Source organism: Yoonia sp. JB2-21, assembly GCF_055693545.1.
Genome location: NZ_JBVFUC010000001.1, coordinates 228,356 through 251,516, shown reverse-complemented (window position 1 = coordinate 251,516; position 23,161 = coordinate 228,356). Strand labels below are relative to the sequence as shown.

Sequence of the window (23,161 nt, the reverse complement as noted above, 5' to 3'; positions counted from 1 at the left end):
TAGAAGTGATGAGATCGGGGCGTCACCCCAAAGCGGCGACACCGGGCAATTTCTTGCCCTCCATCCATTCAAGGAAAGCGCCACCGGCGGTCGAAATATAGGTGAAATCTTCTGCTGCACCCGCTTGGTTGAGTGCTGCAACAGTGTCACCGCCGCCTGCCACTGAAATCAGCTTGCCCGCCTTGGACAGTTCCGCCGCCTTTGCCGCCGCTGCATTGGTCGCTGTATCAAAGGGGGCAATCTCAAACGCGCCCAACGGACCGTTCCACACAAGCGTTTTGGCGTTGTGCAAGACTTCACCGATATAAGCCACTGTCGCAGGTCCCGCATCAAGGATCATCGCATCGGCCGGGCAGGCGTCTGGCGCAACAGTTTCGCAGTCTGCGCCAGCTTTGAATTCACGCGCGACCACGATATCACGCGGAAGGATAATCTCGCATCCGGCTGCTTCGGCTTTGCCAAGAATGTCACGGGCTGTTTCCGCCAGATCATGCTCACACAGAGATTTCCCAACGTCGATGCCCTGCGCCGCAAGGAACGTATTCGCCATGCCACCGCCGATGACCAAGTGGTTGACCTTGCCGACAAGATTGCCCAGCAGGTCCAGCTTGGTCGATACTTTTGCGCCACCAACAACGGCCACAACAGGGCGGATGGGCGTACCTAGGGCCTTTTCCAATGCACCTAACTCTTCGGCCATCAGGCGGCCGGCGCAAGAGGGCAGTAGGCGCGCAATCGCCTCTGTGCTGGCATGCGCGCGGTGGACGGCAGAAAACGCATCGTTCACATATATGTCGCCAAGGGTCGCAAGGCGCTTGGCAAAGCCTTCATCGTTTTTCTCTTCGCCAGGATTGAAGCGGAGGTTTTCAAGTAGCAGCACCTCATCGCCTTCCATCTCCGCCACTGCATCGCCGTAGTCAGAGTTTACCCAAGTCACTGGCAGGCCCAATACGTCCGCCACGGCGGGTGCGATCAGTTCAAGTGACATCTCTGGCACGACTTGCCCCTTGGGACGCCCGAAGTGGGCCATCAGGATGACTTTGCCACCCTTCGCCTGAATGTCATCCACAGTCGGAACGATGCGTTCAATGCGGGTTGTGTCAGTCACGACACCATCCTCGACCGGCACATTGATATCGACACGCACGAGCGCACGTTTGCCGGCAAAGTCCATATCGTCGAGTGTCTTCCAGGCCATCATATGCTCCAACTGAAAATCCGTGTTGGCGTCTAGTTGCGGCAATCTCGCGCCTGCGTCAACCGGACCCGGGTTGGCAATTGGTGCGCTGCACAATATGTCAGTGCCAAACGCGATGAATAGGAGCGCCAAATGGCCGATATCACAGACCCAGAAAATACAATCATTATGACACTGAAAGACGGTGACGTCGTTATCCAGCTGATGCCTGACGTGGCCCCGGCACATACTGCACGTATGAAGGAACTGGCGCGCGCAGGCGCTTACGACAACGTCTGTTTTCACAGGGTGATTGACGGGTTCATGGCGCAGACCGGTGATGTGGCCAACGGCAACATGGAAAATAACTTCAACATCGGTCGTGCGGGTACGGGCGGTTCGGATATGCCTGATCTGCCTGCCGAGTTTTCAAAAATCCCTCACAGCCGTGGTACATTGGGTGCAGCACGTTCGCAAAACCCCAATTCTGCCAACAGCCAGTTCTTTATCAACTTCAAAGATAATGATTTCCTGAACGGGCAATACACAGTCTACGGTCAGGTCGTCTCTGGCATGGAACACGTCGACGCGATTATGAAGGGCGAGCCGCCAATGAACCCCGACTGTATGATCAGCGTAAAGGTTGCCGCAGATGTATAAGCTAGCTGCCGCATTTGCGTTATTGGCAACCCCGGCGCTGAGCGCGGGTCTTGAGATCGACGTTGAGGGCGAAGCCAACGGCACAATCATCATCGACCTGTTTGAAGAGACAGCACCGCTGCATGTGGCCCAGATCACGGCAATCGCCGAGGCAGGCAGCTATGATGGTGTTGTCTTTCACCGGGTCATCGATGGTTTCATGGCACAAACGGGCGACGTGCAAAATGGTGTGATGGGTGGCGATCTATCCCGTGCTGGCACCGGTGGTTCTGAATTCCCGGACATTCCCGCAGAATTCTCTGATCTGCCGTTCGAGCGTGGCGTGATTGGCATGGCGCGTGCGCAGAACCCCAACTCTGCCAACAGCCAGTTCTTTATTATGTTTGAGCCCGGCTATTTCCTGAATGGTCAATACACTGTTGTTGGCGAAGTGACCGAAGGCATGGACCTCGTCGATCAGATCAAACGCGGCACCGGTGCCAACGGCGCTGTCATCGGCCAGCCCGACATGATGGCAGCGGTGCGCGTCACCGAATAACAAAACCGCCCCGGCCCCCTCACATATGCGCGAGGGGGCTAGGCGTGCGCCATGCGATCGGACACTCTGCGCGAAATCGCAAGGAGAGACGAATGCGCCTGATCCCCACAATCGCTGCGTTTTGCACGGCTGCCAGCATGGCTGCGGCCAGTCCGGAGTTTTGGTCGTTTGAATGGCCGAACACAGATTTTGAAAACACCAGCGTCGACAATTGGGTGCAGATCATGTCGGGTGGACCGCCCAAAGATGGGATACCCGCGCTTGATGATCCGACGTTTGTTGCTGTGGCTGACAAGTCGAACCTCACACCACGTGAACCGGTCATTACACTTGAGATTGAAGGTGAAACACCCCGTGCCTATCCGATCCGCTATCTAACCTGGCATGAGATCGTGAACGATGTTGTCGGTGACGTCCGCGTAGCCGTCACATTTTGCCCCTTGTGCAATTCCGGGATCACATTTGATCGCAGGATCGCACAAGGAACACTTAGTTTCGGGGTGTCGGGCAAGCTGCGAAATTCGGATATGATCATGTATGATCGCGAAACCGAAAGCTGGTGGCAGCAAGCCATCGGCGAGGCAATTGTCGGTGACCTGAATGGGACCGAACTGGTCAGCCTGCCAAGCTGGATGGAAAGCTGGGAGGCCTTTTCAACACGCAACCCGGAGGGGCTGGTCATGGAACAGCCTGCTTTTCGCCGCAACTACGGTGCAAACCCCTACGTCCGCTATGATAGCTCGAACCGGCCCTTTCTTTACTCGGGTGAAATGCCGCCGCATGATATTCCCGCCCTCGCACGTGTTGTTAGGGTCGGTGATCGGGCATGGCCTTTGACACGCTTGTCACAAGAGGGCGTGCTGACAGAGGCGGGCGTGACATTCACGTGGAGCGAGGGGCAGGCATCGGCTTTGGACGCAGAACAGATCGGGTCAGGCAAAGAGGTTGGCAACGTGCGCGTGCACGATGCTGATGGGAATGATCTGGCACATGATGTGATGTTCGCTTTTGCTTATCATGCCTTTTGGCCCGACGGCGAATGGATGCTGGGCAACTAGCTTGTATGCGTGCTGGTGGGATGAGCGCCGCTGAGCAAGGGACATGAAAACACAGGTCGGCGGCTTGACACTTGGCCTCTGCGTGCATGATCTGCCGGGATGGAAAAGAAACCCCAGATCGATCTATTTGGTGCCGCCGCCCTGACTGGGTTTGCACTTTTGCTGGCTTTCAATCAGGTCGTGATCAAAGTCACGAATGGCGGGCTACAACCGGTCTTTTTGCAGGGCTACGATCTGCGGGTGCGGTGATCTGTATCTGGCTGTGGCTACGGTGGCGAGGCATCCCACTGCGCTTTGAAAGGGGCACCCGGTTGGTAGGATTCGCCATTGGGTGCACCTTTGCGTTCGAGTTTATCTGCTTGTTTGTCGCCCTGGACCTGACGACGGTCAGCCGCGCTAGCGTCATTTTCTATTCGATGCCGGTCTGGCTGGCCATGATGACGCATTTCATCATGCCTGATGACCGGCTCACGCCTGCGAAAACGCTGGGTCTTGGCCTTGCTTTGGCCGGAGTGGCCGTTGCAATTCTAAGCCGAGATGAGGGCACAGGCAGTATCTTGGGGGATCTGGCTGCGGTTGGTGCGGCGATCGGATGGGCCGTGACCGCAATATTGGCCAAGGCATCGTCGCTGTCGCGCGTCAGGCCGGAAATCCAGTTGATGTGGCAAGTTGCCGTCTCGGCGCCCATCTTGCTAATCGCTGCGTTGTTCTTTGGACCTTTGATCCGGGACCTCGCGCCGATCCACATCGCCGGACTGATGTTTCAGATCGTTGTTGTTGTCAGCGCGGGCTTCATCTTTTGGCTCTGGCTGTTGTCAATCTACCCAGCATCCGGCGTCGCCTCCTTCAGCTTTCTCTCGCCGGTTTTGGCTGTTGGTCTTGGATGGCTCTTGTTGGGGGAAGAGGTGGGCCCGAGCCTCATTGCAGCACTTGTGTTGGTTGCCTTTGGTATTTTGCTGATTAACCGACCGATCAGGTCCCGCAAAACGTCCGTGTAACCTGTTCGTCCTTGCTTGGTGGGCGGGCAAAGGCAGCTGTCGCATCGGTCAATAGGGCAAAAGGATCCGTCACAGCAGCAAGCAACGCATGGAACGGTGCCATGTCTCCGGCACGCCCCGCGACAATCGCTTCTTCAATCCGGTGATTGCGGGGAATGATTTTGGGGTTGGCGTGCGCCATGCTTGCCGCAGCGTCAGGTGACTTGCGCAAATGCCAGCGCTCTGCCCATTGATCAAAGCGATCGCGACTAATGAACTGGTCGCGTGCGTGCGGACCGCCCAGGTTTGCAAAAGTTGCCGTGAAATCAGCACCGTCTTTGGCCATTAGATCAAGCAGGTCAGTGATGAGTGCTCGATCCTCTTCCGCCGGATTCGTGATGCCCAACTTGGCCGCAAAGACCCGCAACCACGCTGCGTCATAGAGTGTGGGCATGCGGTGCACCGCCGCTGTGAAAGCTTCGATTGCGGCGTCTCTGTCTGGCATCAGTGGGATCAATGCGGTCGCAAACTGTGCCATGTTCCAAGCACCAATCGCGGGTTGGTTGGAATAAGCATAGCGGCCAAATTGGTCGATCGCGCTAAACACAGCATCGGGATGGAACCCGTCGATAAAGGCGCAAGGACCATAGTCGATGGTTTCACCCGCGATTGAGACGTTATCAGTATTCATCACACCGTGAACAAAACCCAACCCCATCCACTTGGCGATCAGGGTGGCATAGCGCTCAACCACAAGCTCCAGCAGTTCTGCGGGCCCATTTGCATCTGGATAGTGGCGCGCGATCACATGATCGGTCAGTGCATGCAGCGCTGTCATATCACCGCGACTTGCAAAATACTGGAACGTCCCAACACGGATGTGGCTTTGGGCGACGCGCGCGATCACTGCACCGGGCAGTATCTCTTCGCGGTACACGTCTTCGCCGGTCGAGACGGCGGCCAAGGCGCGTGTGGTTGGCACACCCATCGCATGCATCGCTTCTGAAACCAGGTATTCGCGCATCACAGGACCAAGCCAGGCCCGCCCATCACCGTTGCGTGAATAGGGTGTTGGGCCGGCCCCCTTTAGCTGAAGGTCACGACGAACCCCGTCAGTCCCAACGACTTCGCCCAGTAATATGGCCCGTCCATCACCCAACTGCGGGTTCCAGTTGCCGAACTGGTGGCCCGCATAAACCTGAGCCAGAGGTGCGGCGCCAGCGGGGATATGGTTGCCCCCAAAGACCTGCGCGGCCGTCGGACCGGTGACATCTTCCGGGGCAATCCCCAGCAAAGTGGCCAGTTCGGCGTTAGCAACAAGAAGAGCGGGGGCCTTCACCGGGGTCGGCAATTGGGCCGTAAACATCTGCCGTGGAAGGGTGGCATAGGAGTTGTCGAAGGGAATATGCATCTAGAGGCGTGCAAGTCGCGCGGCAAGCAACGCATAAAACCCGGACGTATCAATGTCTTTCATAAACATTGCATTTGCCGGGCGATCCGTCACGCGCCACCAATCAGCGACCGTCATGCCAAGCGTCAGTTCCGCCTCGGTTTCGATCTCTACATTGATATGACGCCCTTCAAAAAGCTGTGGCTGAATGAGATAGGCAATCGTGCAGGGATCATGCAGCGGCGCACCGTCCGAGCCGTATTTTTCCATATCAAAGCGCTCAAAGAAATCGGTCCACGCCGCGACCATATCTCCGACCTTGGTGTGCATTGATCGAAAGGCGTCAATGCGGCTGCGCGTGGTCAGCGCTTTGTGTGTGACATCAAGGGGCATCACAACCAACGGCGCGCCCGCGCCAAAGACGATCTTGGCAGCCTCTGGATCAACATAGATGTTGAATTCAGCCGTGGGTGTAATGTTCCCCACTTCGAAATAGGCGCCGCCCATGAGCACAATTTCCTGCACACGTTCGACAATGTCCGGTGCCCGCTCAAAGGCGACCGCGATATTTGTCAAAGGCCCGATAGGGCACAGGGTCACCGTCCCGCTTGGTTCTTGCCGCAAGGTTTCAATAATGAAATCCACGGCGTGCTGTTCCTGAAGCGGCATTGTCGGGTCGGCCATTGGCGGACCATCCAAGCCTGTCTTTCCGTGGACATGTTCCGCAGTGACCAATTTGCGTTTCATTGGCGCATCGCAACCGGCGAACACTTTGGTCTCCGGCTTGTCCGCAAGTTCACATACGATGCGCGCGTTCTTTTCTGTCAGGGGCAGGGGCACGTTGCCAGCCACGGCCGTAATCCCCAGCACCTCGATGTCTTCTGGTGAGGCAAGCGCCAGCAGAATTGCGACCGCGTCGTCTTGGCCGGGGTCGGTATCGATAATGATCTTGCGGGGCGGCATGTATTTGTCCTGTCATGTTTCACGACAGAGTGGTCCGAAGCCGCGACGGGGGCAAGAGGTCAGACGCGACCTTTAGCCCTGAGGCGTTGATAAAGTGTCGCAGATACCGGATCGCCAAGCTCCAAAGCAAAGATATAGGCATGTGTGAGATAGAAACAGGAGGCATTGAGATCTGGGGCGGCGTCCGCTGCCTCTGTATATAGTCCGATCAAGGCATGTCGATCGTCACGTGCATGCGCATCAAGCAGACGACCCTGCAACGTTGTCATCGGCCCGCGACATGCGCCGCGATCTGACCTGCCACCCAGTCATGGAAGCAATGTGTCGGTCCATCCATCGCCGGACTGAAGCGCCCACCGTCAAAGTCCGGTGCCCTGCGCCCTTTCTGCATACCTTCCACGACAAACAGGTCCTCTTCGAAAATCTCGCGCCACTGTGCCGTGTTCTTGATGCGCAGCGCATCATCCGTGTCCGAGGACGCATAATAGATGTGAACGTGCTCGCGGGTCTGCGTGAGTGACACAGGCTCTAGTATAATCACAAAGGCATGGTCCCGCTGGACGCCAAGTAGAACATTTGGGTAAACGGTAATATACTCAGCGCCTGTCGCCCATTTTTTGTCCAGCTCCGCAAAATCAGGAAAGACAGTGCCGTCGTCACCCGTCAACTGGCGATAGACCAATGTGCCTTGGCCAGAAAACTTGCCGGGCTCATTAATATTATAGTGGTCCTCAAGACGAGAATAGCTGTTCAGGCCAGGGTGAATCCACGGCAGGTGATAGCTTTCGCAGTAGTTTTCGACCGCCAGCTTCCAGTTGGTCGCGACATCAAGCACAAAACTGCTGTCAGCGCCGCCATGGTGCAGCGGCTGATCAAAGTCCGACCAGCGCGCGATCAGATCGGCATGCACCTCTTCAAAGGGGGCGGCGTTGCCGTCGATGTTCACAAAAACCGTATCAAACCAGATGTGACTGCGCACCTCGATGAGTCCCAGCAAGGATTTGTCGATGGCGTCATGGGTGTTATGGCCCGGACCACCGACGTGCGGGGTCGAAACGAGATTTCCTTCGGTTGAATAGCACCAGGAATGATAGGGGCAGCGAATGGCTCCCTCAATCTTTTTGGGTTCATTGACCAAGATCATGCCGCGATGGCGGCAGATATTTTGAAAGACGCGTACCTGTCCGGCCCGATCCCGGAGCAACAAAAGGGGGATGCCAAGAAATTCGATTGGTTTGGCATCTCCGACCTCCGGCACGTCGGACGCGACCGCAAGTCCGGCCCAGCTGGCGCAAAGAATGGCGTGTTTTTCCAGATCAAAGATATCCGGGTCGATATAGTGCGCATTCGCCAAGCCGTTGGCCATTTCAATCGGGCGCCGGACGGCATCGAGCGTGGTCAAGGAACTGTCTTTTGCCATAGTCTAACATCCTCTTTTTCACCTTTTGATAGCATGTCAGGGCGAATACAGTCCGGTCCGCGGGCGACGACCGCTTTTCTCACAGCGACATGATCGAGGTGTGTTGGCTAATTCCTGCCAATCCACCCAAAACCCCTAGGAAAAGAATTGCCTGTTGCCTCTTTACCTCAAAAAGCCAGCGTGCTTTTGCGCATCACCGACGCAGAATTTGGCGCAAGAACGCCGCTCTTCTTCTCTTTCTTTGATTGCTATGGAAAGCTTGGGAAAGGATGCCCAATTGTTTCGGTGAAGGTGACAATGCCTTCTTCATGTCCTGATAGGAGAACTAAAATGACACGTACACTTAAGCTGATCGCACCAATTGCAGTACTTTCCGCTCTGGCTGTTCCCGGCTTTGCCCAAGACGCCGAGATCGATATCAATGGCGACGGTATGTACAGCTATCCTGAGCTTCAGGCAGTTATGCCTGAGATGACTGAAGATGATTTCACAGTACTCGACACATCAGGCGATGGCCTGCTGGACGCAGACGAGATCACTGTTGCGACAGAAGCTGGCCTGCTGCCAGCCTAAAGAGTGGCGCGCGGCTTGGATCAGCCTCTGATCTGGGCCGCGCCCCGCGTCCCTCGCGTCACGCCCCAATCGGGCGCGGGGGATTGCCAAGTGCGCGTCCAGGCCTCCCTCTGGGCGCGTATTTCGTTTAGGTCACAGCCCCGCGCGACAATGCAGCAACGCCCGTCCGCGCGATTTCCTGCAAGCCCAAAGGCTGCATGAGTTCGGCAAAAGCATCAATCTTTTCAGATGTTCCTGTGATCTCAAAAACGAATGATTCCAAGGTGCTATCGACTACATTTGCCCGGAAAATATCGGCCAAACGAATGGCCTCGATCCGATGATCGCCGGTACCTTCGACCTTGAACAGCGCCAGTTCGCGTTCGACCGATGGCCCTTCAACCGTCAGGTCATTGACCTTATGCACATCCACAATCCGGCCCAGCTGCGCCTTGATCTGCACGATAATCTGCGGCGTGCCCGAAGTGACAATCGTGATGCGGCTGCGGTGGCCCAGATGGTCCACCTCAGCCACTGTCAGGCTGTCGATGTTATAGCCACGCCCGGCAAAAAGACCGATGACACGGGATAGAACGCCCGGTTCGTTTTCGACCAGAACGGCCAGCGTGTGGCGTTCTTCCTTATCGGAAAAGTTGGGCCGTAGGTCATAGGCGGAATGGCTGGTGGCGCCTTTTTTGATTTTGAGCGGTGACATATGCTGTCCCTTTTAGACTTAATTCTCGTTGTGCAGATGGCGTACAGAAGCTGTACATATCCTGTACGTACAGTTTGGCATCACACCATCACCGCGCCATCGGATTTGATCGCATTCGCAACATCTGCGTTCTCGCCCAACAACATCTCATTATGCGGCTTGCCTGACGGGATCATGGGGAAGCAGTTTTCGTGCTTCTCCACCAGACAATCGAACAAAACCGGCCCGTCGTGGTTCAGCATTTCCATGATCGCATCGTCCAGATTGTCTGGATCGTCACAGATGATGCCCTTGGCCCCAAAAGCCTCGGCCAGTTTCACGAAATCAGGCAGGCTTTCTGACCAGCTGGAGGAATAGCGCTCGCCATGCAGCAATTCCTGCCATTGGCGCACCATGCCCAGACGTTCGTTGTTGAGGATGAACTGTTTGACGGGCAGGCCGTATTGCATCGCCGTACCCAGCTCTTGCATGTTCATCAGCCAGGATGCCTCACCCGCGACGTTGATCACCAGCGCATCGGGGTGGCCCATTTGCACACCGATAGAAGCGGGGAAGCCGTAGCCCATGGTGCCCAGACCACCAGATGTCATCCAACGGTTGGGGTCTTCAAATCCAAGGTATTGCGCCGCCCACATCTGGTGCTGGCCAACTTCGGTGCAGATATAGCGGTCGTGTTTCTTGGTCAGTTCTTCGAGGCGTGACAAAGCATATTGTGGTTTGATTACTTTGCCTTGCTGTTCGAACTTCAGGCAATCAACCTTTTTCCAGTCATTGATCTGGTGCCACCATTTCTGGACGTTTTCCTTGTCGGTCTTGCGACCGCGTGCCTTCCAGACGTTCAACAGGTCTTCCAGCACATGGGCGACATCACCCAGGATCGGAATATCGACTTTGATCACCTTGTTGATGGATGATGCATCAATATCGATATGCGCCTTGGTGGAACCGGGGCTGAACGCATCCAGACGGCCCGTGATCCGGTCGTCAAAGCGCGCGCCGATGTTGATCATCAGATCGCAGTCATGCATCGCCATATTGGCCTCGTACAGCCCATGCATGCCCAGCATACCGATCCAGTTGTCGCCAGAAGCAGGATAGCAGCCCAGACCCATCAAGGTCGACGTGATGGGAAAGCCTGTTGCCGCAACCAGTTCGCGCAGCAATTGGCTGGCTGCAGGTCCAGAGTTGATGACGCCGCCACCAGTGTAGAATAAAGGCCGCTTCGCGGTTTCCATCGCCTTGGCCAGTTCGGTGATCATTTCCATGTCACCTTTGACCTGCGGGTTATAGTGGGTCTCAACCTGTCGCGCCTCGGTATAGGTGCCGGTGGCGAACTGCACATCCTTGGGGATGTCGATCACAACAGGGCCGGGGCGGCCGGATGTGGCGATATGGAACGCCTCGTGCAAGGTCGGAGCCAGTTTGTCGGTCTCTTTCACCAGCCAGTTGTGTTTGGTGCAGGGACGGGTGATGCCTACGGTATCGCATTCCTGAAACGCGTCAGAACCAATCATAAAGGTCGGCACCTGACCGGTCAGAACAACAATCGGAATGCTGTCCATCAGCGCATCCGTCAGGCCAGTTACCGCATTGGTCGCACCGGGGCCGGACGTCACCAAAGCAACACCGGGTTTGCCGGTGGACCGCGCATAGCCTTCTGCGGCGTGAACCGCACCTTGTTCATGGCGCACCAGCACGTGCTTGATGCTGTTTTGCTGAAAAATCTCGTCGTAAATCGGAAGGACGGCACCACCGGGGTATCCAAAGACTGTGTCCACGCCCTGATCAATCAGTGCTTGAACAACCATTTTTGCGCCCGTCATGGCTTTTGTCATTTGCTTCGCGTCCTTCGCGTTTTGGTTTCTCTTTAGTCACAAAAAAACCCCCGAGTGTGTCGGGGGCGCATGGGATTGTTATGGTGTTACCGTTACCGGCCCATGCGCGTGTGTCTCACAATTTGTACGACGTTTGTCATCATAGTTCCTTTGCTTGATAGGACATTAGTGCGGGCGCATTGGGCGGTCAACAGCGAGAATAGAGAAAATGTCGCCAGAGGGCGCCTTTTCGCAACTTTCTTTCATGTGGTGCCAAGGTGGCGCCAAACACTGGCGTCTGTCAAAGGTAACTGCGTCGCCGTAGCCGATTGCGTCCAAATTGCGCAATCTCGCTGCCAAACAGGACCGTGTGCGCGATTGTCATGATGCCCAACAGCACGATGCCGTAGGCAAATAGGATTTGGACCATCGGAACCTGGAAGTTCAACTGCGGCAGATTGGCGATGATCACCGGTGCGTACCACGAGGTGAACGAGACCATGCCCATCGTCACAAAGGCGAATTTCTTTCGGAAGGGCACGCCCTGCAGCATCGTCATCCCGATCTGACCACGCATGAATGGCAGGATCGAGCGGTGGATGAACCACCCGTTGACCGACAGGATCGCGACGATCACCATCTTCGCCCAAACCTTTTCATTCCCCAGCTTGACGGGGTCATTGACGTAGTAAAACACCAAGAAGCTGATCCCGGTGACCCACAGCAGCTTGAGACCGACATTGACCAGATCTGCGAGGAACCGGAACATCTCGAATTTTTGTTCGGTCATTTCCTGACCAAGAAAAAAACGGATGATCATCAGGTCAAGCAATGTTGCAGCACCAAGTCCCATGGACAGGCCGATGAAATGAAAGATGCGGATGATGCCCCGGCTCATCTGTTCGGGGTCGGAGGCGAGTGCGCTTAGCAGTTGTGTCAGTTCCAACGGCGTGCCTTTGGTATTTGTGGTTCGCCCCCGCAAACCAGATGTCGTTTCAATCGATACGGGGCTGCATCAAGATGCAGCTGATCCTCATTGATCAAATGAAACGCTGTCTGCGCAATGGTTTGGTTCCAGTTCTGACAATCTCGGCAGGAACTGGCCGAGCGATTGTTTCTGCCTGTGCATCTATGCGGGTTCGTCGCCGATTTTGTCCCATGTTTTGCTTTCAAAGTCGCCCGCATCGTGGCGTTCGCGCAGTTGCTCAGATCCTTCGCCCCAAGCACGGTTCACCATCTTGCCGCGCAAGTAGGCGGGGCGACTCATCACAGCATCTACCCAGCGATTCACATGGTCATAGGATGCGACATCGAGAAAGTCTGCGGCATCATAAAGCAGGCCTTTGACTAATGCGCCATACCATGGGGCTGTGGCCATATCGGCGATCGAATAGTCATCACCGCCAAGGTATTCGCAATCTTCTAAGCGCTGGTTCAGCACATCCAACTGGCGCTTCGCTTCCATCGCGAAGCGGTTGATGGGGTATTCGAATTTCTCGGGTGCGTAGGCATAGAAGTGGCCAAAGCCGCCGCCAAGATACGGGGCGGACCCTTGCAACCAAAAGAGCCAGTTTAGCGTTTCGGTGCGGGCGTCCAGATCCTTGGGCAGAAACGCGTCAAATTTCTCAGCCAGATACAGCAGGATTGCGCCGCTCTCAAAGACCCGCACGCCAGTGTCTTTGTCAAACAGGGCAGGGATCTTGGAATTGGGGTTTACGTCCACGAACCCACTGCTGAATTGGTCACCCTCTTGGATGTTGATCAGCCATGCGTCGTATTCGGCATCGTGACCGGCGGCAAGCAGTTCCTCCAACATAACTGTCACCTTAACGCCGTTGGGCGTTGCCAAAGAATGTAGTTGCAGTGGATGCTTGCCCACGGGCAGGTCTTTGTCGTGTGTTGGCCCAGCGATGGGCCGGTTGATGCTTGCAAATTTTCCGCCGCTTTCGGCGTCCCAGGTCCAGACTTTAGGGGGGTGTAGGCGGCGGTGTCAGACATCATTTTCCCGATCTTCATGTTGGCTATGGATGTCAATGTGGGACGGATTGTCGCGGGAGCAAGCCCTGTAAACCAAACAATTGAAAATGGCGCGCCCGGTTTCCCGGACACGCCATCGTGTGGGTGAGAGGGCAGCTTAACCCTCGGAGGTCATGGCCCGGAACTCTGTTAGGTGACGGCGCACGATTTCGAACCACTCTCCGCTGTCTTTGATCGCGATGAGGCCAGAGTTGAACTCGGCCAGCATCTCGGCTCCCTGCGGGTTGTTCTTAGAGATCACCCCGTGGATCGTCAGGATTTGAGACAGGGTGTCATTGCGGCGGATTGCGTCTTTGGTTCCTGTTTCGACCATCGCACCTTCGGCTGTGTCGACAGCCAAGGCCACAACATCAACGTCGCCAGCAACCAGACCTGTGAAGCACTCATTCGGGTCAGATGGGCGGACCCACGTTACGTTTGGCTCCTTCAGGTCGTTTTCTTCCAGTTGGAAAGTTGCATAGCCGGATGGACGGCAGACAACCTTGCCAAGTAGTTCGTCATAGGCTGTGACTTCTGGTTCGGACGCGCGGGTGTAGTAGCCAAAGACCTGCTCAAACATTGGTTCGGTCCAGTCAAAGTTGTTGCAACGGAACTGGCTGTCCGCGCCCAAACGGTCGATCTGATCGCAGTTTGGTTTGAACCAGCTTAGGCTGAAATCATAGGCATGGTCCGTGACCAATGGTGTCAGGTGTGCGCCCCAGTCATTGATAAAGTCGATCTTGTAAGGTGTGCCATTCGCAGAGTTGGCAAGCGCTACATTTGCAATTTCGGTGATCATACCACCTTGTTCTTGGGCCTCGTTGGCGAAAGGTGCCCAGTTCGACCCCTGCGCGACCCGGATCTGCCGTGTATCAGGAAATGGCAGGCGCTCGACGCCTGTTGCGGTCGTGATTGGTGCCGCCGTCGATGCGACAGTGTCACCAAGACACGGAATATCAAGACGCATCCCGACGTCGATCGCGCCGGGGTTGCTGCCGATGGCGTCAGAGTTCGCACTGTAGATAATCTGAAATGCCGATGCATCGTCGTACACATCTTTTGCAATCTTGGACAATGAATCGCCGGCGACGACTGTATACGGCTGACCACAGGTTTGTGCGGCCGCAGTCGTGCCGGTCGAGACAAAGGCTGCGGCAAGTGCGGCGGCGCAGGTGGTGGTGGCGAGGGGCATGTTACGTTTCGTATGAGAAATCCTTTGGGTTTGGTGAACACATCAAAAAATCAGACTCATTACTTTTGATCATGCATTGATAAAAGATTTTCAGCACTCTGTGGCAGCTTTGGGGCGAGTAGGTTGAAAATTGAAGGCAATTTTATAAAGAGTCGGCAGTTATTGCGAAATTTTCTAAGTCTCAAGCTGAGATAACGGTCATTCCGTGAATTTTTTGAGTGATTTTATTAGACGATGTTTGGTCAACATTTCGCCGTTTTTTGGTCGATAGTGCACATATCAGAGATAGTTTCCGCCACCACTTCTTTGAAGACACAGCACACGCGATCCCGCGTTCTGCGTACAGGAGGAAAGACAAAAATTATGCATAGGAATTCAACAACTATCGCGATGGCCGCGACGGCGGTAACGGGCGTGTGGATCATCGGCGCTGGTGCTGCACAGGCGCAAGAGCAATGCACATCCTACACCGTTGTTCGCGGTGATACGCTTAGCCAAATTGCATCGCGTGCCAATGTCGCAGGCGGCTTTCAGTTTCTGTTCAATGCCAATACCAACGTGCTTGAAAACCCGAACGTCCTCGAGGTGGGGCAGGTGCTGACAATCCCGTGTGCCGACGGTTCCTTGCCATCGTCGGTCGCGCGCACAACGACGGTGTCGGCAGAGCCCGCTCCAGCAACGGCACAGCCTGATCGCCCTTTGCGGATTACAACCGGTACTGGCTATGCGCCTTTCACCGATGAGGACCTGCCGGGCGGCGGTATGATTACGCGGATGGTCGAGCGGTCGATGGAACTGGGTAACCCCGATCAGGAATACGACCTGATTTTCATTAATGACTGGGGCTCGCATCTGGAAACGCTATTGCCGACAGGTGCCATTGACATGGCGTTCCCTTGGTTTCTGCCGAATTGTGATCTGGTGGACAACCTTTCTGAAACCAGCGCCTATCGTTGCACAGAGTTCAACCACTCTGAGCCGTTCTATGAAATCCTGGTGGATTTCTTTGTCCTTGCTGACAGTAAGTATGTCTCTGCACAAAGCCATGAAGACCTGTTTGGAGCGCGCATCTGTCGCCCCGAAGCATGGTTCACCTTTGATCTAGAGGCTGAGCGGCTGGTGGAGCCAAACATTACCTACGTCACGCCGGTATCCCAGCAGGAGTGTATTCAGCTTCTGGCAAGCGGCGAAGTCGATGTGATGACCTATGACACGCTGCCGGCCGAGGAAGATATCCGCGAAGCCGGTTTTGAAGACCGTGTCACCAAGCTGGAGCCACTGAGTGGTGCGGTGTCGTCGCATATTTTTGTTTCGAAGAACAACGCGTTTGCAAATGAAGCGCTGCCGATCATCAATGCCGGTCTGGAAGAGCTGCGTTTGTCGGGTGAGTGGTTTAACATCGTTCGTGAAAGTATTCAGGAAACTGTTGAAAACTAAGCAATGCTTAGTGAACAGTGACGAGGCCCCGCGCATCTTACGGCGCCGGGCCTTTTTTGTGTCCAAGAGGAGAGCACATGCTGCAGCTAAGACCAAACTGCGAATGGTGTGACAAGGATTTGCCGCCTGATGCGATAGAGGCGCGGATTTGTTCCTATGAATGCACCTACTGCGCAACATGTGTAGAGCAGGTTCTTTACAACGTCTGCCCGACATGTGGCGGCGGCTTTGCCCCGCGGCCGATCCGGCCGCGTAAGGCCTATCATGACACGCCGCAATTGGGTTTGGGCTATCAGCCTGCATCAAAAGAGCGCCATCATTCGCGGTGGACTGCTGACGATCTGGTCGAAATGGCGACACTATTAAAGTACATCGCCCCAGCGGATCGCTAAATCCCGGTGCCCTGCAAAACCCCATGCTCCAGCGCATAGCGCGTCAAACCGGCGGTTGAACTGATCCCCAGCTTGCGTTTGATGTTCTTTCGGTGGGTTTCTACCGTCCGGACCGATATATTGAGCGTGTTGGCGACGTCCTTGTTGGATTGCCCTTGGGCGAGTTCCAGCAAAATCGTCTGTTCGCGGCTGGTCAGCGTTTCGCGCCCATCGCTGATTTTCGGCTGCAATGATCCTTTGGCACCTGTGCACAGGTATTCGCCACCGGCCATCACCGTTTCAATCGCTGTATATATCTCCTCGGTAGGCACGTCCTTGAGGATGTAACCGCGCGCGCCGTGGCTGAGCGCGGTCGAGATATATTCAGGACTGTCATGCATTGACAGGATAACAATGCGTGTCTCTGCTCGTTCTTCCAACAGCATTTCGGTGGCCGTTAGCCCCGACAACCCCGGCATGTTCAAATCCATCAAGATCACATCTGGTGCAAGTTCGTTGACGCGGTCGACTGCCTCCTGACCATTACCCAGAGTGCCGACGACATGAATGTCGTCATAGCTTTCCAAAAGTGACTGGATGCCTTCGGCGACCATCGGGTGATCATCGACAATCAAAACGCGGGTCGTCATGCGCTTTCCTTTGCTGTGTTTTGTGGGCGTAACATATGACTAAGCGGGACCTGAGCCTCAATAACGGTTCCTGTTCGTCCGGTCCGGGCAGACAGGATGCGCAGGCTGCCACCGAGTTGTTCGATCCGTTCTTGCATGTTGCGCAGGCCTAGTCCTCTGCCGCTGCGACGGTCAGGTCGGGGCCATGCCATCCCAATTCCATCGTCTTTGATCCGCAACATGGCGCCCTTGCGGTGCCCCTTCAGCGCGATATGCACGTTCGCGGCCTCTGCATGCCGCTCGATATTGTTCAGCGCCTCTTGGGCAATACGGTAAAGCGCGATGCGCGCTTCCTGGTCCAGACGGTTGCGGAACACGACTGTCTCAAATTCGGTTGTGATGCCCGTTCGCACGCTAAAGTCGTCTGTGAGCGCTTGCAGGGCAGGGCCCAAGCCCAAATCATCCAGCACGCCCGGGCGAAGATCCCGACTGATCCGCCGCACCTCTTGAATGGTGGAACCAAGGCCATCAATACCTTTGTTCAGGCTTTCGCTCACGGCCGTGTCGCCGCCAAGCTTGCGGCGCGTCAGTTCCAGCGCATAGCGCACACCAACCAGCATCTGGCTGATCCCGTCGTGAAGTTCTCTGGCCACACGCCCCCGTTCTTCTTCTTGGGTGTCAAAAATACGCTGTGTCAATTGCTTGAGCTTGGCATCCGCAAGGCGACGTTCGCGCAGGTTCAGGACCATGCCGGTCATAAAAACACCGATCAGAGCGGCAACTGCAATGCCGACAATATAATAAGATGTTGTCCTGATCCGCGTTTCGACATCAGCGCGCGCAACAGCGACGTTTTCCAGAACATCGTCGATAAAGATGCCCGTACCGATCGCCCATCGCCAGTCCTGCAGCCCATTCACATAGACAATCATGCGTTCTGTGGCTCCGGTTGATGGCTTCGGCCAATCAAAACTGTGATAGCCGCCGCCGGTCCGGGCGATGCGGATCAACTCGTCGGTAATGGGGGTGCCGTTGAGGTCTTCCAGCCCGGTCCAGTTTTTGCCGATCAGATAGGTCTGGCGTGGGGCAACGATATTGTTTCCCTCATAGTCGAACACAAAAAAATACCCGTCTTGACCATAAAGCATTGCAGCCAGTTCACGGCTTACGGCCAGTTTTGCGTCATCATCATCGGGTGCTGCGCGACCATAGGTATTCACGACGGCTGTGCGTGCGATAGAGAGATAGTTCTTTAGTTCTTCACGCTTTGTTTGGATCAACTGGGTTTCCAAGGCTTGAATTTCGCGCTCTGCCAGTTGTCGTGACTGGGCTGTCACAACAAGGGTAATCAGAAAGACAGCAACAACCAGTGGGAGGGTCGCCAGAAGAAATACCTTCTGCCCATAGGTGATTCCAATGCTGTCTCTTATACGCAAAAAGATACCAGTCATGTGGTGATCGTTAGCTAAGAATCAGCAGCGAATCAAACACCAAGAACGCGAATCAACACTTGCGAACCGACTGTTAGCGCCAGAACAATGCCCAAGATTGGTTAGAAAAAGTGACAAAATTGCATTTTCTACGCAGTAATGCGTATTCCACCGCAACAATGCGCACGCTAGTGTCGGCCCACGAAGTCCAAGGTGCATGTGGGAGTCATGCACCGTACAAAATCTACAATTGGGAGGATACTCTATATGGATCGTCGTTCATTTCTAAAGAATTCGGCACTGGGTGGCTCAGCCGCTGCTGCAACGGCACTTGCTGCGCCTGCTTATGCGCAGGGCAATCGTACGCTGACACTCGTCACAACATGGGGCCGTGGCCTTGCTGGTGTGCATGACGCGGCACAACGTGCTGCGGACACAATCACTGCGATGTCCGGTGGCTCGCTCACAATCGACCTGAAAGCCGCTGGCGAATTGGTTGGAGCGTTCGAAGTGTTTGACGCGGTCACATCCGGTCAGGCCGATATGTACCACGGCGCGGACTACTACTTTGTTGGTCAGCACCCAGGGTACGCGTTCTTCACATCCGTGCCGTTCGGCATGACACCGCAGGAAATTTCAAACTGGTACTATCAGGGTGAAGGTCAGGCGTTCCACGACGAGCTGGGCTCGATCTTTGGTCTGAAGTCATTCCTTGCTGGTAACACAGGCCCGCAGGCTGGTGGCTGGTTCTCCAAGGAAATCGCTGGTCCAGAGGATTTCCAAGGTTTGAAGTTCCGCATGCCGGGTCTGGGTGGTCAGGCATTGGGTAACATGGGTGCATCTGTACAAAACCTGCCGGGCGCAGAAGTGTACCAAGCGCTTGCCTCCGGTGCGATTGACGGCACAGAGTGGATCGGCCCATGGGCGGATGAAAAGGCTGGTTTCCAGGAAATCACCAAGTTCTACTACACAGCCGGCATGCATGAGCCGGGTGCAGCCCTGTCGCTGGCAACAAACCTTGATGTCTGGGACAGCCTGAGCCCAGAGCACCAGAAAATCATCGAAGTGGCATCTGGCGAAGCACACCAGTGGAACCTGGCACAGTTCATGAACAACAACGGTGCAGCACTTCAGCGTCTGCAGGCCGGTGGTGTTCAGGTTCTTGAATTCCCAGATTCAGTTTGGGATGCGATGGGTACTGCGGCCAAGACAACAATGGACCAGTACAACGGTGACGAGATCTATGATCGTATCCGTGCAAGCTATAACGCGTCTATGGCGGCATCCTCTTCCTGGATTCAGCAGTCCGAAGGTGCGTACCGCGCCCAGCGTGACCGCGTGATGGCGTAAGCGTTTCGCGCTTATGATTTAGATCAAAGTGAAGGCCCGATGCTTGTTGCATAAGGGCCTTCACAAGTAAGCGGCATCTGTTGGATGTCCAACGACTACCAAGACGGGGGGAAGACCATGGGTCTGGTTGAAGCATGGGGTGGAAACGCCATCGGTTGGTTTTTTGCCAACCTGATCGAAGCTTTCTACAACTTCTTTTATGCACTTTTGAACCCGAGCAGCTGGCTGGCATGGCTGCCCACGATCAATGGCGCGATGGAAACCGAGCAGAAAGAGGCGCTGATGCGCTTTATCTACTACGGGGCCTCGGTCGAACTTTTCTTCGTTATTTTTGTCATATTCCTCGTGACGGCGATCTACGGCTTTATCAACAACCGCTTTATGTGGAGCTGCGTACGCAGCCTCGAGGGGTTTGCCAATATCGTTGGTCGCACTGCCGCCTGGGCCGGCCTGCTGATGGTGCTGCAACAGATTGTCATCATCTTTATGCAGCGTGTTTTTGCGGTGTCCGAGATCAGCATCGGCTTTGGCGTGACCGTCACGCATGATGTCAGTTGGTGGTCCGAGCAGCTTAAGTTTTATAACGCAATGATCGTGACGCTTTGCGCCTCCTACACATTTGTGCAAGGCGGGCATGTGCGCGTCGACCTTGTGTATTCCGCGATCAGTTACCGTGCAAAGCGGGTGATCGACATGATTGGTGCTATCGTTCTGATGGTGCCAGCCGCGATACTTACCTGGCTGTATGGTTGGTTCTTCTTGTGGCGGCATTTGGTGGTGCCAAACCCGTCAGCATCCGATCCGCTGGACCGCTTGCTGACCAAGGCGCGTGCGCTGCGCTGGAACGTCGAAACCATCGGTTTCTCGCCGAATGGCTTTAACGCCTACTTCCTGTTCAAAGTTTTGCTGGTGGTTTTCACCGCGATGATCTTGCTGCAGGCAGTCGCTTTCTTCTTCCGCTCGTATCTGGAGTGGAAAGAAGGTCCAGACAGCGAAGGCAAACACCTCGACAAAGACAAGCTTGGCGATGAAACCGCCGAACTTGTTGCAGATATTCACTAAAGTAGGGCGGTAGACACATGCTTTTCGGATTAGATGGCATCGAAGTCGGTATCATTATCGTCTTTCTCACCTTGTTTGCAGGTATCCTGTCGGGATTTCCTGTTGCTTTCGCAATCTCCGGCTCTGCCGTTATTTCATTTGCGATTATTGCAGCCCTCGACAGCGCGGGCCTGCTGATCCACGCGGCGGTTGATACCAATTCGGCCGAATACGCCGCTTTGATCGCTGAAGGGGTCAGGCCGGACGCGATATCGGTTTTCCGGTTCCCCGAATTGCCCCGCTATGAGGACGTGTTGTTCCCAAGCGGTTGGGAAATCGCGCTGGATCGCAACATTGGCTTTATGGTCAACCGAATGAATGAACGGGTATTGGCGGGGCAGTCGATTGAGACGCTGCTGGCTGTATTGATGTTCGTGATGATGGGTATCGTTCTGGAACGCTCACGCATTGCAGATGAATTGCTGACCACGATGGCCAAGGTTTTTGGTCCGCTGCCCGGCGGTCTGGCCGTCTCGATCGTGATCGTGGGTGCGTTCCTTGCTGCCTCAACAGGCATCGTCGGCGCAACTGTTGTGACCATGGGGCTGTTGGCGCTGCCGACAATGCTCAAGAACGGATACTCACCTGAACTTTCAACCGGCGTCATCGCGGCGTCCGGCACGCTGGGGCAGATTATCCCGCCATCCATCGTGATCGTTCTGTTGGGCACGTTGGCAGGGGATCTTTATTCTGCCGCCCAAGAAGATCGCGCGCAATTGGCCGGTTGCTCGGATGCGCTGACTTATCTGGGTGAGCCTGCTGTTGTGTCGGTTGGTACGCTCTTTCAGGCGGCTTTGTTGCCGGGGATCATGCTGGCAGTGCTGTATGCGGGCTATGCTTTCATCTTTGCGTTGATCAACCCGAGCAAAGCACCGCCGGTGCAGTTTGAGGATGGCACCGGTGGTGAGGTCATTACACGCAACGATAGTTTCACATGGTTCCTTGCGGTGCCCGTTGGGATCATCGGTTTGGCGATTGGCATGGGGCAGACGAACCTTGTTGGGTCGCAATCCGTGGTGGTTGATAGCTTTACAGCGTCTGGTCAAACAGCATCCTTGCGCACGCGCGTCAGCGAAGACTGTGCCGCGTCAATGCAAGAACTGCATGGTGATGTGGCCTGGCAGCAAGCGCTTGATGAGCAAGCCGCAATTGACGAGGCCGGTGGTGTCGAACAGGCCCGCGAACTGAGCCCGGAAGAGCGCGCCGAGCTGGTTGTCCAAAAGGCAGAAGCTGCGGCACCTATCGGATCCGGCATCGCGATCACAGCAGTCCTGATGGGTCTGATGCTGGCGATTGCGCGCGGTGTCGCACCCAGTGCTGATCCGCGACCATTGATCGTGGGCGCGGCAGGGATCGGATTGATGCTGCTGGTTGATATCATCATCATCTCGCCATTGACCACGCCGGGGCAGACAACCTTGCTGATGGCGATCCCGGTGATCGTGGCCTTCTTTGGCTTGCGGGCCGCAGCGGGCCTGCTGGCACAAAATGAAATCCTGCGCGTGGTGTTTCCCCCGCTTGTTCTGATTGTCGCTGTGCTGGGCTCTATCCTTGGCGGCATTACGAACCCAACGCCAGCAGCGGCTTTGGGTGCCGGTGGCGCGATCCTGCTTGCAGCCTATCGCAAGCTGCAGGACCAAGGACGCTCTGGCCGCATGGTGTTGCTGACGACGGCAGCGGTTGTTGTCATGCTGCTTATTGGTATCAATTTCGACATGCGGTTGGGGCAAGAGGTTGTCTTGTTCGAGAACCGTTTGGCCTATCTCATTGCTTTTGGCTGCTTCCTGTTCGCGCTCTTTGGGCTGCTCTGGTCCTGCTGGGTCTTGATCGCAGGCGGGGTTCTGGCGCCGGTTGTGCGCGAGACGGCGAAAGTGACGTCGATGGTGTTCACCATCTTGATCGGTTCGCAGCTGTTGAATCTTGTGCTGATCTCTTTCGGGGGTGAACACTACATCCAACAGTTCTTGCGGTCGTTTGATAACGAATGGACGGTCTTCCTGCTGGTGATGCTGGTGCTCTTTATGCTGGGCTTCGTGCTTGATTTCCTAGAGATCATTTACATTGTGATCCCCATCGTCGGTCCGGTCATCTATGGCGGCACCTTCGATCCCAAATGGGTGACGATCATGATTGCTGTGAATTTGCAGACATCCTTCCTGACACCACCCTTTGGCTTTGCGCTGTTTTACCTACGCGGGGTTGCCCCCAAGTCCATCACGACCGGGCAAATCTATAAGGGTGTAATGCCGTTTATCGGTATTCAGGTGTTTGGATTGCTTCTGCTCGCATTCTTCCCCGGTGTCGTAACGATTGTGCCGAACCTGCTAAACTAGGGCAGGGGGCAAGTTACAAGAAAGGGCGGTGCCGGTTG

The 23,161-nt window shown here is 55.4% G+C and carries 20 protein-coding genes and 2 pseudogenes; 10 read left to right on the top strand and 12 right to left on the bottom strand.

Features of this window, described 5'->3' with window-relative positions:
* Positions 1-22 precede the first annotated feature (22 nt).
* Positions 23-1,198, bottom strand: a complete 1,176-nt coding sequence (locus tag ACZ1G5_RS01230) for a phosphoglycerate kinase (protein WP_472734245.1) — start codon at positions 1,196-1,198, stop codon at positions 23-25.
* A gap of 132 nt (positions 1,199-1,330) precedes the next feature.
* On the opposite strand from ACZ1G5_RS01230, the gene ACZ1G5_RS01225 reads away from it, so the two are divergent.
* The 4 genes and pseudogenes from ACZ1G5_RS01225 (at position 1,331) to ACZ1G5_RS01210 (ending at position 4,431) form a co-directional block, all read left to right on the top strand.
* Positions 1,331-1,837 carry a peptidylprolyl isomerase gene (locus ACZ1G5_RS01225; RefSeq protein ID WP_472731125.1) on the top strand — a complete coding sequence of 169 codons (507 nt, stop codon included), beginning with the start codon at positions 1,331-1,333 and terminating at the stop codon, positions 1,835-1,837.
* Positions 1,830-2,375: a peptidylprolyl isomerase gene (locus ACZ1G5_RS01220; RefSeq protein WP_472731124.1), complete on the top strand. Its 546-nt coding sequence runs from the start codon at positions 1,830-1,832 to the stop codon at positions 2,373-2,375. Before ACZ1G5_RS01225 ends, ACZ1G5_RS01220 begins: the two co-directional genes overlap by 8 nt.
* A 92-nt stretch (positions 2,376-2,467) precedes the next feature.
* Positions 2,468-3,433, top strand: a complete 966-nt coding sequence (locus tag ACZ1G5_RS01215) for a DUF3179 domain-containing protein (RefSeq protein WP_472731123.1) — start codon at positions 2,468-2,470, stop codon at positions 3,431-3,433.
* A 99-nt stretch (positions 3,434-3,532) separates the two neighbouring features.
* A pseudogene (locus ACZ1G5_RS01210) lies at positions 3,533-4,431 on the top strand (DMT family transporter).
* Here the strand turns inward: ACZ1G5_RS01210 and ACZ1G5_RS01205 are convergent.
* The 4 genes from ACZ1G5_RS01205 to ACZ1G5_RS01190 are packed head-to-tail and all read right to left on the bottom strand — an operon-like array spanning position 4,406 to position 8,183.
* Positions 4,406-5,821, bottom strand: a complete 1,416-nt coding sequence (locus ACZ1G5_RS01205) for a protein adenylyltransferase SelO (RefSeq protein WP_472731122.1) — start codon at positions 5,819-5,821, stop codon at positions 4,406-4,408. The pseudogene ACZ1G5_RS01210 and the gene ACZ1G5_RS01205 overlap by 26 nt on opposite strands.
* On the bottom strand, positions 5,822-6,763 hold the full coding sequence (locus tag ACZ1G5_RS01200; protein WP_472731121.1) for a nucleoside hydrolase: 942 nt from the start codon (positions 6,761-6,763) through the stop codon (positions 5,822-5,824).
* Between the two features lie 59 nt (positions 6,764-6,822).
* Positions 6,823-7,032, bottom strand: a complete 210-nt coding sequence (locus ACZ1G5_RS01195) for a hypothetical protein (protein ID WP_472731120.1) — start codon at positions 7,030-7,032, stop codon at positions 6,823-6,825.
* On the bottom strand, positions 7,029-8,183 hold the full coding sequence (locus ACZ1G5_RS01190) for an aromatic ring-hydroxylating oxygenase subunit alpha (protein ID WP_472731119.1): 1,155 nt from the start codon (positions 8,181-8,183) through the stop codon (positions 7,029-7,031). The genes ACZ1G5_RS01195 and ACZ1G5_RS01190 overlap by 4 nt, the downstream gene beginning before the upstream one ends.
* A 330-nt stretch (positions 8,184-8,513) precedes the next feature.
* Between ACZ1G5_RS01190 and ACZ1G5_RS01185 the strand changes: the two genes are divergently transcribed.
* Entirely contained in the window at positions 8,514-8,756 is a 243-nt protein-coding gene (locus tag ACZ1G5_RS01185; protein WP_472731118.1) for an EF-hand domain-containing protein, read from the top strand.
* A 127-nt stretch (positions 8,757-8,883) separates the two neighbouring features.
* On the opposite strand, the gene ilvN is transcribed toward ACZ1G5_RS01185, so the two are convergent.
* The 5 genes and pseudogenes from ilvN to ACZ1G5_RS01160 all read right to left on the bottom strand — a co-directional run bounded on the left by ilvN (position 8,884) and on the right by ACZ1G5_RS01160 (position 14,472).
* Complete coding sequence (ilvN, locus tag ACZ1G5_RS01180) at positions 8,884-9,450, bottom strand: acetolactate synthase small subunit (RefSeq protein WP_472731117.1); 567 nt, start codon at positions 9,448-9,450, stop codon at positions 8,884-8,886.
* 80 nt (positions 9,451-9,530) lie between these two features.
* The gene (locus tag ACZ1G5_RS01175) at positions 9,531-11,285 is read right to left on the bottom strand and encodes an acetolactate synthase 3 large subunit (protein WP_472731116.1); all 1,755 of its coding nucleotides are present in this window, start codon (positions 11,283-11,285) and stop codon (positions 9,531-9,533) included.
* Between the two features lie 280 nt (positions 11,286-11,565).
* A complete protein-coding gene (locus ACZ1G5_RS01170; RefSeq protein WP_472731115.1) occupies positions 11,566-12,210 on the bottom strand; it encodes a hypothetical protein in 645 nt (214 codons plus the stop codon).
* Positions 12,211-12,393: 183 nt separating this feature from the next.
* Positions 12,394-13,265, bottom strand: a pseudogene (yghU, locus tag ACZ1G5_RS01165) (glutathione-dependent disulfide-bond oxidoreductase).
* 133 nt (positions 13,266-13,398) lie between these two features.
* Positions 13,399-14,472, bottom strand: coding sequence for a LysM peptidoglycan-binding domain-containing protein (locus ACZ1G5_RS01160; protein ID WP_472731114.1), 1,074 nt, complete (start codon positions 14,470-14,472; stop codon positions 13,399-13,401).
* A gap of 363 nt (positions 14,473-14,835) precedes the next feature.
* On the opposite strand from ACZ1G5_RS01160, the gene ACZ1G5_RS01155 reads away from it, so the two are divergent.
* Both ACZ1G5_RS01155 and ACZ1G5_RS01150 read left to right on the top strand, forming a co-directional pair.
* Positions 14,836-15,909 carry a LysM peptidoglycan-binding domain-containing protein gene (locus ACZ1G5_RS01155; RefSeq protein WP_472731113.1) on the top strand — a complete coding sequence of 358 codons (1,074 nt, stop codon included), beginning with the start codon at positions 14,836-14,838 and terminating at the stop codon, positions 15,907-15,909.
* Positions 15,910-15,986: 77 nt separating this feature from the next.
* Positions 15,987-16,301 carry a DUF1272 domain-containing protein gene (locus ACZ1G5_RS01150; RefSeq protein WP_472731112.1) on the top strand — a complete coding sequence of 105 codons (315 nt, stop codon included), beginning with the start codon at positions 15,987-15,989 and terminating at the stop codon, positions 16,299-16,301.
* On the opposite strand, the gene ACZ1G5_RS01145 is transcribed toward ACZ1G5_RS01150, so the two are convergent.
* Together ACZ1G5_RS01145 and ACZ1G5_RS01140 are read right to left on the bottom strand one after the other, a co-directional pair.
* Positions 16,298-16,930 carry a response regulator transcription factor gene (locus ACZ1G5_RS01145; protein ID WP_472731111.1) on the bottom strand — a complete coding sequence of 211 codons (633 nt, stop codon included), beginning with the start codon at positions 16,928-16,930 and terminating at the stop codon, positions 16,298-16,300. The genes ACZ1G5_RS01150 and ACZ1G5_RS01145 overlap by 4 nt on opposite strands.
* Positions 16,927-18,360, bottom strand: coding sequence for a cache domain-containing protein (locus ACZ1G5_RS01140; RefSeq protein ID WP_472731110.1), 1,434 nt, complete (start codon positions 18,358-18,360; stop codon positions 16,927-16,929). Before ACZ1G5_RS01140 ends, ACZ1G5_RS01145 begins: the two co-directional genes overlap by 4 nt.
* 246 nt (positions 18,361-18,606) lie before the next feature.
* Between ACZ1G5_RS01140 and ACZ1G5_RS01135 the strand changes: the two genes are divergently transcribed.
* The 3 genes from ACZ1G5_RS01135 to ACZ1G5_RS01125 all read left to right on the top strand — a co-directional run bounded on the left by ACZ1G5_RS01135 (position 18,607) and on the right by ACZ1G5_RS01125 (position 23,123).
* Complete coding sequence (locus tag ACZ1G5_RS01135) at positions 18,607-19,689, top strand: TRAP transporter substrate-binding protein (protein ID WP_472731109.1); 1,083 nt, start codon at positions 18,607-18,609, stop codon at positions 19,687-19,689.
* A 117-nt stretch (positions 19,690-19,806) separates the two neighbouring features.
* The gene (locus ACZ1G5_RS01130; RefSeq protein ID WP_472731108.1) at positions 19,807-20,751 is read left to right on the top strand and encodes a TRAP transporter small permease subunit; all 945 of its coding nucleotides are present in this window, start codon (positions 19,807-19,809) and stop codon (positions 20,749-20,751) included.
* A 17-nt stretch (positions 20,752-20,768) separates the two neighbouring features.
* Positions 20,769-23,123, top strand: a complete 2,355-nt coding sequence (locus ACZ1G5_RS01125; RefSeq protein WP_472731107.1) for a TRAP transporter large permease — start codon at positions 20,769-20,771, stop codon at positions 23,121-23,123.
* Positions 23,124-23,161 lie beyond the last annotated feature (38 nt).

Excerpts from the sequence above, each read along its gene's own strand:
- ACZ1G5_RS01125 (WP_472731107.1), top strand. The coding sequence starts at position 20,769 with ATGCTTTTCGGATTAGATGGCATCGAAGTCGGTATCATTATCGTCTTT.
- ACZ1G5_RS01140 (WP_472731110.1), bottom strand. The coding sequence starts at position 18,360 with ATGACTGGTATCTTTTTGCGTATAAGAGACAGCATTGGAATCACCTAT.
- ACZ1G5_RS01150 (WP_472731112.1), top strand. The coding sequence starts at position 15,987 with ATGCTGCAGCTAAGACCAAACTGCGAATGGTGTGACAAGGATTTGCCG.
- ACZ1G5_RS01225 (WP_472731125.1), top strand. The coding sequence starts at position 1,331 with ATGGCCGATATCACAGACCCAGAAAATACAATCATTATGACACTGAAA.
- ACZ1G5_RS01195 (WP_472731120.1), bottom strand. The coding sequence starts at position 7,032 with ATGACAACGTTGCAGGGTCGTCTGCTTGATGCGCATGCACGTGACGAT.
- ACZ1G5_RS01155 (WP_472731113.1), top strand. The coding sequence starts at position 14,836 with ATGCATAGGAATTCAACAACTATCGCGATGGCCGCGACGGCGGTAACG.
- ACZ1G5_RS01175 (WP_472731116.1), bottom strand. The coding sequence starts at position 11,285 with ATGACAAAAGCCATGACGGGCGCAAAAATGGTTGTTCAAGCACTGATT.
- ilvN (WP_472731117.1), bottom strand. The coding sequence starts at position 9,450 with ATGTCACCGCTCAAAATCAAAAAAGGCGCCACCAGCCATTCCGCCTAT.
- ACZ1G5_RS01185 (WP_472731118.1), top strand. The coding sequence starts at position 8,514 with ATGACACGTACACTTAAGCTGATCGCACCAATTGCAGTACTTTCCGCT.
- ACZ1G5_RS01130 (WP_472731108.1), top strand. The coding sequence starts at position 19,807 with ATGGGTCTGGTTGAAGCATGGGGTGGAAACGCCATCGGTTGGTTTTTT.
- ACZ1G5_RS01230 (WP_472734245.1), bottom strand. The coding sequence starts at position 1,198 with ATGGCCTGGAAGACACTCGACGATATGGACTTTGCCGGCAAACGTGCG.
- ACZ1G5_RS01160 (WP_472731114.1), bottom strand. The coding sequence starts at position 14,472 with ATGCCCCTCGCCACCACCACCTGCGCCGCCGCACTTGCCGCAGCCTTT.
- ACZ1G5_RS01200 (WP_472731121.1), bottom strand. The coding sequence starts at position 6,763 with ATGCCGCCCCGCAAGATCATTATCGATACCGACCCCGGCCAAGACGAC.
- ACZ1G5_RS01215 (WP_472731123.1), top strand. The coding sequence starts at position 2,468 with ATGCGCCTGATCCCCACAATCGCTGCGTTTTGCACGGCTGCCAGCATG.
- ACZ1G5_RS01220 (WP_472731124.1), top strand. The coding sequence starts at position 1,830 with ATGTATAAGCTAGCTGCCGCATTTGCGTTATTGGCAACCCCGGCGCTG.
- ACZ1G5_RS01145 (WP_472731111.1), bottom strand. The coding sequence starts at position 16,930 with ATGACGACCCGCGTTTTGATTGTCGATGATCACCCGATGGTCGCCGAA.
- ACZ1G5_RS01190 (WP_472731119.1), bottom strand. The coding sequence starts at position 8,183 with ATGGCAAAAGACAGTTCCTTGACCACGCTCGATGCCGTCCGGCGCCCG.
- ACZ1G5_RS01205 (WP_472731122.1), bottom strand. The coding sequence starts at position 5,821 with ATGCATATTCCCTTCGACAACTCCTATGCCACCCTTCCACGGCAGATG.
- ACZ1G5_RS01135 (WP_472731109.1), top strand. The coding sequence starts at position 18,607 with ATGGATCGTCGTTCATTTCTAAAGAATTCGGCACTGGGTGGCTCAGCC.